The 8,771-nt window shown below is 62.3% G+C and carries 6 protein-coding genes; 1 reads left to right on the top strand and 5 read right to left on the bottom strand.

Annotation, left to right across the window (positions count from 1 at the left end; genetic code table 11):
• Positions 1–226 precede the first annotated feature (226 nt).
• From BFN67_RS13980 to BFN67_RS13965, 4 genes are all read right to left on the bottom strand, one after another.
• The gene (locus BFN67_RS13980; protein WP_080918256.1) at positions 227–1,906 is read right to left on the bottom strand and encodes a formate--tetrahydrofolate ligase; all 1,680 of its coding nucleotides are present in this window, start codon (positions 1,904–1,906) and stop codon (positions 227–229) included.
• 82 nt (positions 1,907–1,988) lie between these two features.
• On the bottom strand, positions 1,989–2,882 hold the full coding sequence (gene folD, locus BFN67_RS13975; protein WP_080920183.1) for a bifunctional methylenetetrahydrofolate dehydrogenase/methenyltetrahydrofolate cyclohydrolase FolD: 894 nt from the start codon (positions 2,880–2,882) through the stop codon (positions 1,989–1,991).
• A 310-nt stretch (positions 2,883–3,192) separates the two neighbouring features.
• The gene (locus BFN67_RS13970) at positions 3,193–4,908 is read right to left on the bottom strand and encodes a trimethylamine N-oxide permease (protein ID WP_080920177.1); all 1,716 of its coding nucleotides are present in this window, start codon (positions 4,906–4,908) and stop codon (positions 3,193–3,195) included.
• A gap of 67 nt (positions 4,909–4,975) precedes the next feature.
• On the bottom strand, positions 4,976–6,685 hold the full coding sequence (locus BFN67_RS13965) for a trimethylamine N-oxide permease (RefSeq protein WP_080920176.1): 1,710 nt from the start codon (positions 6,683–6,685) through the stop codon (positions 4,976–4,978).
• A gap of 448 nt (positions 6,686–7,133) precedes the next feature.
• Here BFN67_RS13965 and BFN67_RS13960 point away from each other — a divergent pair, with 448 nt between their 5' ends.
• The gene (locus BFN67_RS13960) at positions 7,134–7,808 is read left to right on the top strand and encodes a LuxR C-terminal-related transcriptional regulator (RefSeq protein ID WP_080920182.1); all 675 of its coding nucleotides are present in this window, start codon (positions 7,134–7,136) and stop codon (positions 7,806–7,808) included.
• Between the two features lie 48 nt (positions 7,809–7,856).
• On the opposite strand, the gene BFN67_RS13955 is transcribed toward BFN67_RS13960, so the two are convergent.
• Complete coding sequence (locus BFN67_RS13955; protein WP_080920175.1) at positions 7,857–8,741, bottom strand: helix-turn-helix transcriptional regulator; 885 nt, start codon at positions 8,739–8,741, stop codon at positions 7,857–7,859.
• Between the last annotated feature and the right edge of the window lie 30 nt (positions 8,742–8,771).

Genomic DNA, 8,771 nt, shown 5'->3' with positions numbered 1-8,771 from the left:
GTATCGCCTGTGATGCGTTCGATTGTTTTGTTCAATTGTTGGCTCCCTGATGTGGCGTGGTGCCTTGATGGCGCGTGAAGGGCCGAAAATCGAGGGGCAACGCCCAGAAAACTGGGTGCCAAAGCAGGAAAGGCGCCGATTGGCGCCTTTCGCTATTGTTGGGTCTATTGTTGCAATCCGATTGTTGGGATTTGACCCATCGCCGGATCTGCAGAACCTTTGCCGCTCAGCTCAGGCCTTCGATCTGGCCGTCGGCGTTGAGGCGGATGTTTTCCGACGACGGCTTCGAGGGCAGGCCCGGCATGGTCATGATCTCGCCGCAGATCGCCACCACGAAGCCGGCACCCGCCGAAAGCCGCACCTCGCGCACCGGCACCACATGGCCGGTCGGCGCGCCGCGCAGGTTCGGGTCGGTCGAGAACGAATATTGCGTCTTGGCCATGCAGATCGGCAGATTGCCGTAACCCTGCTTTTCCCACTGGTGCAACTGGTCGCGCACGCTCTTGTCGGCAATCGCGCCTTCGCCGCGATAGACGCGCTTGACGATGGTGTCGATCTTGTCGAACAGGCCCAGATCGTCCGGATAAAGCGGCGAAAACTGCGAAGCACCCGACTCGGCAAGCTGCACAACCTTCTTGGCCAGATCTTCGGCGCCCGCCGAGCCATTGGCCCAGTGCCTGCACACGATCGCGTCGGCATTGAGCGTCTTGACGTAATCCTGCAGCGCCTTGATCTCGGCATCGGTGTCGGAATGGAAGTGGTTGATCGCCACCACCACGGGCACGCCGAACTCGTGCACGTTCTCGATATGGCGGCCAAGGTTCGGGCAGCCCTTCTTCACCGCCTCGACATTCTCCGCACCCAGATCGTCCTTCTTGACCCCGCCATTCATCTTCATGGCGCGAACCGTCGCCACGATGACCGCCGCCGCCGGCTTCAGCCCCGCCTTGCGGCACTTGATGTCAAAAAACTTCTCCGCACCCAGGTCGGCGCCGAAGCCGGCCTCCGTCACCACATATTCGCCAAGCTTCAGCGCCGTGGTCGTGGCCATCACCGAGTTGCAGCCATGGGCGATATTGGCGAACGGGCCGCCATGCACGAAGGCCGGGTTGTTCTCCAGCGTCTGCACAAGGTTCGGCTGAAGCGCGTCCTTGAGCAGAACCGCCATCGCGCCCGGCGCCTTGAGGTCACGCGCGAACACCGGCGTCTTGTCGCGCCGATAGGCCACGATGATGTCGCCGAGCCGCTTTTCCAGATCCTTCAAATCGCGCGACAGGCACAGGATCGCCATCACTTCGGAGGCAACCGTGATGTCGAAGCCGGCCTCGCGCGGATAGCCGTTGGCCACCCCGCCCAGCGAGCACACGATCTGGCGCAGCGCCCGGTCGTTCATGTCCATCACCCGCCGCCACGTCACCCGGCGCGTGTCGATGCCAAGCTCGTTGCCCCAATAGATGTGGTTGTCGAGCAGCGCCGAAAGCAGGTTGTGGGCCGAGGTGATGGCGTGGAAGTCGCCGGTGAAGTGCAAATTCATGTCGTCCATTGGCACGACCTGGGCATAGCCGCCGCCGGCCGCACCGCCCTTCATGCCGAAGTTCGGCCCGAGCGAGGCCTCGCGAATGCAGATCACGGCCTTCTTGCCGATCCGGTTCAGCCCGTCGCCAAGCCCAACCGTCGTCGTCGTCTTGCCCTCGCCCGCAGGCGTCGGGTTGATCGCCGTCACAAGGATCAGCTTGCCATCCGGCTTGCCCTGCACCGATCTGATGAAATCAGCCGAAACCTTCGCCTTGTCGTGTCCGTAAGGCAGCAAATGCTCGTCCGATATCCCGATCTTCGCCCCAATCTCCTGGATCGGCTTCTTCTTCGCTGCGCGCGCTATCTCGATGTCGCTCTTGAATTCCGCCATGACTGTCTTCCCTAGCAGTGTTTCGATTGAATGAGGATCGGCGTGGTATCGGTGCCCGGCGGCGCTGCCGGGCCAGCAGGTGTTAAAGGCGCGGCGGCTTCCGGTCGGCCGCGCGATATGCGGAGGTCATCGTGTTCGCCATCAAAAGCGCGATGGTCATCGGCCCGACGCCGCCAGGCACCGGCGTGATCGCTCCGGCGCGCTCCGAGGCGCCCGCATAGTCGACGTCGCCGACCAGTTTCGACTTGCCGTCGGCGCCGGCCTCAAGCCGGTTGATGCCGACATCGATGACGGTCGCGCCAGGCTTGATCCAGTCGCCCTTGATCATTTCCGGCCGGCCGACCGCCGCCACCACGATATCGGCGGCCCGGCAGACATCGGGCAGGTTCTTGGTGCGGCTATGCGCCACCGTGACGGTGGCGTTTGCCGCGAGCAGCAGATTGGCCATCGGCTTGCCGACGATGTTGGAGCGTCCGACCACCACGGCGTTGAGACCCGAAAGGTCCCGGCCGAGCACACGCTCGATCAAAAGCATCGAGCCGGCTGGAGTACAAGGCACAAACGCCGTGTCGAGTTCGCCGGTGCCGAGCTTGCCGACATTGATGAAGTGGAAACCGTCGACATCCTTGTCAGGAGAAATGGTCTGGATGATGCGGCCGGCGTCGATATGGTCGGGCAGAGGCAACTGCACCAGGATGCCGTGAATGGCCGGGTCGGCATTCAGTTTCTCGATCAGCGCCACCAGATCGGCCTGCCTCGTCTCCGCCGGCAGCTTGTGCTCGACGGAATGGAAACCGCATTCCCTGGCCTTCTTGCCCTTCGAGGCGACATAGACCTTGCTCGCCGGATCCTCGCCGACAATGACCACCGCGATACCGGGCACGACGCCCGTGTCGGCGGTCAGCTTCTCGGCCGCGGCGCGGACCTTCGAAACGACATCAGCGGCAACAGCCTTGCCATCGATTACCGTCGTCATCCTGTGCATTTCCTCCCAGGGCATGGAATGACCGAGCCCACGGAATGCACCGCAGGACAGCAGATCCGGAAAACCATTCCGGCCGGCCATTCACTGACTTTTTCCCGGCTGACTCCATAACAAGCCGCAGCCCGATGAGTCAACCCTGATGCAAGATTCTTTCATAGAAAGAAATATGAAAAAATCCGACGATGCCTAACTATTACAATTGGTTGTCCGAAAAAAGTTGTGGCCGGCAATGCCGGCCACCTTCTTTAGTGCAAGTTTTCGTTAGAGTCTCGTCGTATTCAACTGGCAGCAACGAGGCTCTTTAGATCTGGAAGAACCAGTTGGCGATGAGCACCACCGCAACGCCGGCAACCAGCGTAAGGTATGGCAGAATTCCCGCCTTGCGCTCCTTCAGGTCCTCCTGGGTGATGCCGAGATCGTCGAGCATGTGCGTCGGGAATCGACCCTTGTCCTGAATGTAATGGCGGAAGCAGAACACCGGGATGATGAGGGCGGCGGCGATGAAGCCGGACCACAGCGCCCACGGGTTCCAAACCTTCGCGCCTGCACCCATGAACATGGCGTTGCAGAAGGACAGAGTGAAGCCAACCGCGATAAGGAAGGTCGGCGCCTTCCACGGCCGGTGGATGTGGCCGTTATCGATGCGGTGAATCCAGCCCGAGTTGAGATTCAGGAAGTTGAAGATGATGTAGCCGCAATTGGAAACGGCGAGGATGAAGAAGAAGCTTGCCGCATCCGCGCAGGCGATTGCGAGAAGCCCGAGATTGAAGATCAGGTCGGTCCACATCGCCCTGGTCGGTGCGCCGTGGTGGTTGACGTGGCTGAGGTAGCGCGGCAGCCAGCCATCGACCGAACCCTGGTAGAGGGTGCGCGAAGACCCGGCCATCGCGGTATTGATGGCCAGCATCAGCGCCAGGATCATCAGCATGATCATGATCGTGGTGACGAAGCCGGAGCCGCCGACCATCTGCGCCATGGCATGGCCGACACCCGAACCGTCGGCGATGTCGGGCGCCAGCATGCCTTCCAGCCCAAGCACGCCCTGGAACGTGAACGGCACCAGCGTGTAGAGCAGCAGGCACAGCAGGCCCGAATACAGGATCGCGCGCACGGTGTCGCGGCTCGGATTCTTGAACTCGCTGGTAAAGCAGATCGAGGTTTCGAAGGCATAGGCCGACCACGCCGCGATGAACATGCCGCCGAACACCAGGGTCCAGCCCGAAATGTTCCACTCGCCGGGTGCCGGCGCATAGGCTTCAGCCAGCGGGACGAAGGGCGTGTAATTGTCCCAGTTGATCTGGCCGGTGAGGATGGGCACCAGACCGACGATCAGCATTGGAACGATGACGATCAGGCCCATGACTTTCTGCACGCTCGCCGTGCCGAGAATGCCGCGATGCTGGATGGCGAACGTGATCAGCATCAGGATCGCGCCGATCATGAACACGGAATTGAAGGAGAACGAGACCGGACCCAGCGTGCCGCTATAGAGCGTCCAGTCGCGAATGGCCGGCGTGCCGGCGGCGGTCAGCGCCGCGATCGCATCCGCGGCGGCCTTGCCCGTATTGGCGGGATCGGCAAGCCATGCGGCCACTTGCGGCGAAGTCTCCGTGAAGGTCGGGATGGGCGCAAGCGCGTTGAGGATATAGGCGGCGGCGATCGAACAGCCGAGCGACAGCACCGGCGTCCATGCCAGCCAGTTGCACCACACCGAAAGCGGCGCGATGAACTTCGAATAACGCAGCCAGGCCGTGGCGCCGTAAACTGACGCGCCGCCGGATTTGCTGGGGAACAGGCCGGCGATCTCGGCATAGGTGCAGGCCTGGATCAGGCCGAAGCAGACCGAGACGATCCAGATCGTATAGGCCGGCACGCCGACGGTGCCTGAAATGCCGCCGATCGAGAAAAGGACGAGCGCGGGAACGCCGCTGGCGACCCAGAAGGCGCCGCGCCAGTCGATTGTGCGATGAAGCTGGGCGTCACCCGGCCCACCTTGCGCTATTGCTGCAGTGGTCATTTTTTCCTCCCGGTTATATCAAGGTCCCGCGCCTTGCAGCGCGGGACCGAATTGGCTTTGCGGGTCTTCAAAGAACGAAGAACCAATTGGAAATCAGCACGACGGCCAATCCGGCGATCAGCGTCAGATAAGGCAGCATTCCCGCTTTCCTGCGCCTGAGATCGGTCTCGTCCATGCCGAGGTCGTCGAGCATATGAGCGGGGAACCTGCCGCCGTCCTGAATGTAGTGGCGGAAGCAGAACACAGGGATGATCAGGGCCACGGCGACGAAGCCCGCCCACAGCGCCATCGGGTTCCATACCTTGGCGCCGGCGCCCATGAACACGGCGTTGACGAAGGCGAAAATGGTGCCCAGCGTCAGAATCCAGGTCGGCGCCTTCCATGGCCGATGGATGTGGCCGTTGTCGATGCGGTGAATCCAGCCCGAGTTCAGGTTCAGGAAATTGAAGACGATGTAGCCGCAATTGGCGACGGACATGATGAAGAAGAAACTGGTCGCGTCGGTCGAGGCGATGGCAAGGAGGATCAGGTTGAAGCACAGGTCCGTCCACATGGCGCGGGTGGGTGCGCCATGCTCGTTGACGTGGCTGAGATAGCGCGGCAGCCAGCCGTCGACGGAGCCCTGGTAAAGCGTGCGTGAAGAACCGGCCATCGCCGTCATGATGGCGAGGATCAGCGCCAGCAGCATCAGCATGACAAGCAGCGTCTTGATCATCACGCCGCCGCCGACCATGGCCGCCAGGGCGGCCGCGACGCCCGAACCGTCGACGATCGGCCCGGCGAGCATGCCGTTGATGCCCAACACACCCTGGAAGGTGAACGGCACCAGAATGTAGAGCACGATGCACAGCAGGCCCGAATAGAAGATCGCCTTGAACGTATCGGTGGCCGGGTTCTTGAATTCGCGCGTATAGCAGACCGCCGTCTCGAAGCCGTATGTGGACCAGGCGGCGATGAACATGCCGCCGAGCGCCAGCGTCCAGCCCGAGATATTCCACATGCCCGGCGCCGGTTCATAGGCAACGGCCAGTGGCACCAGCGGGGCGTAATTGTCCCAGTTGATCTGCCCTGTGACGATCGGCACGATGCCGACGATCAGCAGCGGGACGATGACCAGCAGACCGACGACCTTCTGTACCACGGCAGTGCCGAGAATGCCGCGATGCTGGATGGAGAAGGTGATCAACATCAGGATCGCGCCGATCCAGAAGATGGCGTTGAAGGAAAAACCGACCGGGCCGAGCGTGTGGCTGTAAAGCGTCCAGGTGCGAATGGCCGGCGTGGCGGCGGCCGTGACCGCGGCAACCGCGTCCGCCGCGCTCGTGCCGGCATGCGCCGCCAGATAGGCCACCACCTGCGGCGAGGTTTCGGAAAAGACCGGGATCGGCGCCAGGGCGTTCAGAATATAGGCGGCGGCGATGGTGCAGCCGAGCGAAAGCACCGGCGTCCAGGCAAACCAGTTGCACCATACCGAAAGCGGGGCGATGAATTTGGAATAGCGCAGCCAGGCGGTCGCGCCATAAACCGAGGCACCTCCCGACTTGTTGGGAAACAGGCCGGCGATCTCGGCATAGGTGAAGGACTGGATAAACCCCATCAGGATGGACAGTGCCCAGATCAGGAAGGCGATGTTGCCCACGGTGCCGGCAATGCCGCCGATGGAAAACAGCACGAGAGGCGGAACGCCGCTGGCGACCCAGAAGGCGCCTTTCCAGTCGATCGTGCGTTGAAGCTGGCCGCTTTGTTCGGCCGCGCCCACTTCCGTAACAGCACTCATGGTTCTGTTCCCGAATCTGGTTTATGGATTGCGTCTGGCCACGGAACTTCTCGATTTCGTGGCACGCAAGTATTTTCCGCTTAGGCGTCTTTTTTTCCTCATGGTGAAGTTTGTCTGAAACCGGCTCGCCGTCAAGCCACTTTGTCGCACAGTCCGACGAAAGATCGCCCAACGGCAGACGGACTGTGCGATCAGTTCACGCGAACGCATCCGGCCGGACGATGGACCCCTACCCGAACGGGTAGGATCGCCTCATCTGGACGCCTTGCCGGCTTGTTCTTTGGTCCGGCACGCAAATCGCTCAATTCTACTGGAATGAAAAAATCATTCATGATATGAATTTGCAGGCGGCCAAACCGCAAGCGGGCGAAAGGTGAATCCATAGAAGCAAGATGGGAGGAGCATGAACGCCGAATGGAAAGGCCAGCACCACGGGACCGCGGTTGACATGACATCGGCGGCAACCGAACAAAGGTTCAAGATCCTGATCGGCGAGCGCAACCCGCTGGTGGTCGCCGCTCTCGGCGACATGATCGGGCGTGACGGCCGTTTCGACCTTGCCGGCACTCTGCAGACCGGCGAAGCGTTCCTCCAGGCCGCCTCGGCCGCCGAACCGGGCTTCGACGTGGCGGTCCTCGGCTGGCGGCTAGCCGACATGGATGGCGGCGAGGTGCTGGCGCAATTGCAGCGGCGCGACCTCCATCCCCGTGTGGTGATCTTCTCCAATGACCACGACATCTCCATCCTGCGGCGATGCGTGCGGCTCGGCGCGCAGGGCTTCTGCTACCAGTTCGACGATCCGGCGATCCTTTTCGACACGCTTGTCGCCGTCGCGCGGGGGCGCATCTGCATCCCCTACACCGACGTTTCCAAGATCCACGACACGCCCTTGTCGAAGCTCACCATGCGCGAGCGCGAGTTGCTCGCCGTGCTGGCCGATGGCTGGACCAATCTCCAGATCGCCACGCGTACCGGTATTTCGGAGAACACCGTCAAATATCATCTGAAGAATCTGTACGACAAGCTGGACGTGCGCAACCGCGCCATGGCGGTCGCGCTCTACGCCAGCGAGAAGAGTCGCGGCTCCCATTCGGCGCAGACGGCCGATCCGCCCCATCCGTAATCCGCCCCACCCCAAATTGGCGGGGACGGCACCGCGCTTGCCGGTCGGCTATTTGGCGAACCGTATCGCGCCCGCCGGCGCGACGTCGTAGCCGGAAAGTTCCTCGGCGCGCGCGGCGAGGTCGTTCTCGGCCATGAACCGCAGCAAGGTCTGCATCGGCGGCTGGAAATAGGTGCGCTGGCGCATCAGAAGGTCGAAACTCTCCCAGACAAGCGGCACGAAATCGAGGCCATAGGCACGCGCCGCCGACCGGGTCGCGATGCCGCAATCGGCGGTGCCGGCGCGGATCACCGCGGCCAGGTCCGGCCCGCTCATGCAGGGCGGCGTGAGGTTCAGTTGCGACAGGCCGATGCCGGCCTTGGCCAGCAGCGCCTCCAAAAGCTGCTGCGCCCCCGCCCCTTTCTGCCGGGCCGCCATCTTCGCATTGCGGGCAACCACATCGGCAAGGCTAAACAGTTGCCTGGGGTTGCCCGGCGCCAGCAACAGGCCCTGCTCACGCCGCGCGAAGGCCACCAGCACGACATCGTGCAGCAGCGGCATGGCGCGCACAATCTCCACATTGGGCGGCTCGCCCTCTTCCTCATGGCTGGAATGAAAATGGATGGCGGCCGCACACACTTCGCCGCGCACCAGCCGGTTAAGACCGTTCTCGGACCCCTCGTTCAACGAGGCAAGGCCGGATTCCGAACGCCGCAACGCCCATTCGAGCAAATCGTCCTGGCTGCCACCGACGATCGGCGGCGTGTCCGGCGGCAGCATGCCTTCCGGCCGCACAAGTCCCGAAAGAACCCAGCGGTCCAGTTCATGGCGCGGAAACAGCCATTTGCCCGTGACCTTGCTGCACGGGATCGCCTCGGCAGCGACGAGCTCGTAGAGCTTGCGTTCGCCCAGGCGCAAATAATCGGCGGCTTCGGCAGTCGTTAGCAAATCCATGCCTGCACCTTTATGCATATTCTTGCTGGA

Source organism: Manganibacter manganicus (assembly GCF_002075885.1).
Classification (GTDB): Bacteria; Pseudomonadota; Alphaproteobacteria; order Rhizobiales; family Rhizobiaceae; genus Mesorhizobium; species Mesorhizobium manganicum.
This window is presented reverse-complemented; position numbering and strand designations above follow the sequence as displayed.

What these genes read in the sequence shown, in the direction of transcription:
- BFN67_RS13980 (WP_080918256.1), bottom strand. Translation starts at nt 1,906, where the DNA reads ATGGCGGAATTCAAGAGCGACATCGAGATAGCGCGCGCAGCGAAGAAG.
- folD (WP_080920183.1), bottom strand. Translation starts at nt 2,882, where the DNA reads ATGACGACGGTAATCGATGGCAAGGCTGTTGCCGCTGATGTCGTTTCG.
- BFN67_RS13970 (WP_080920177.1), bottom strand. Translation starts at nt 4,908, where the DNA reads ATGACCACTGCAGCAATAGCGCAAGGTGGGCCGGGTGACGCCCAGCTT.
- BFN67_RS13965 (WP_080920176.1), bottom strand. Translation starts at nt 6,685, where the DNA reads ATGAGTGCTGTTACGGAAGTGGGCGCGGCCGAACAAAGCGGCCAGCTT.
- BFN67_RS13960 (WP_080920182.1), top strand. Translation starts at nt 7,134, where the DNA reads ATGACATCGGCGGCAACCGAACAAAGGTTCAAGATCCTGATCGGCGAG.
- BFN67_RS13955 (WP_080920175.1), bottom strand. Translation starts at nt 8,741, where the DNA reads ATGGATTTGCTAACGACTGCCGAAGCCGCCGATTATTTGCGCCTGGGC.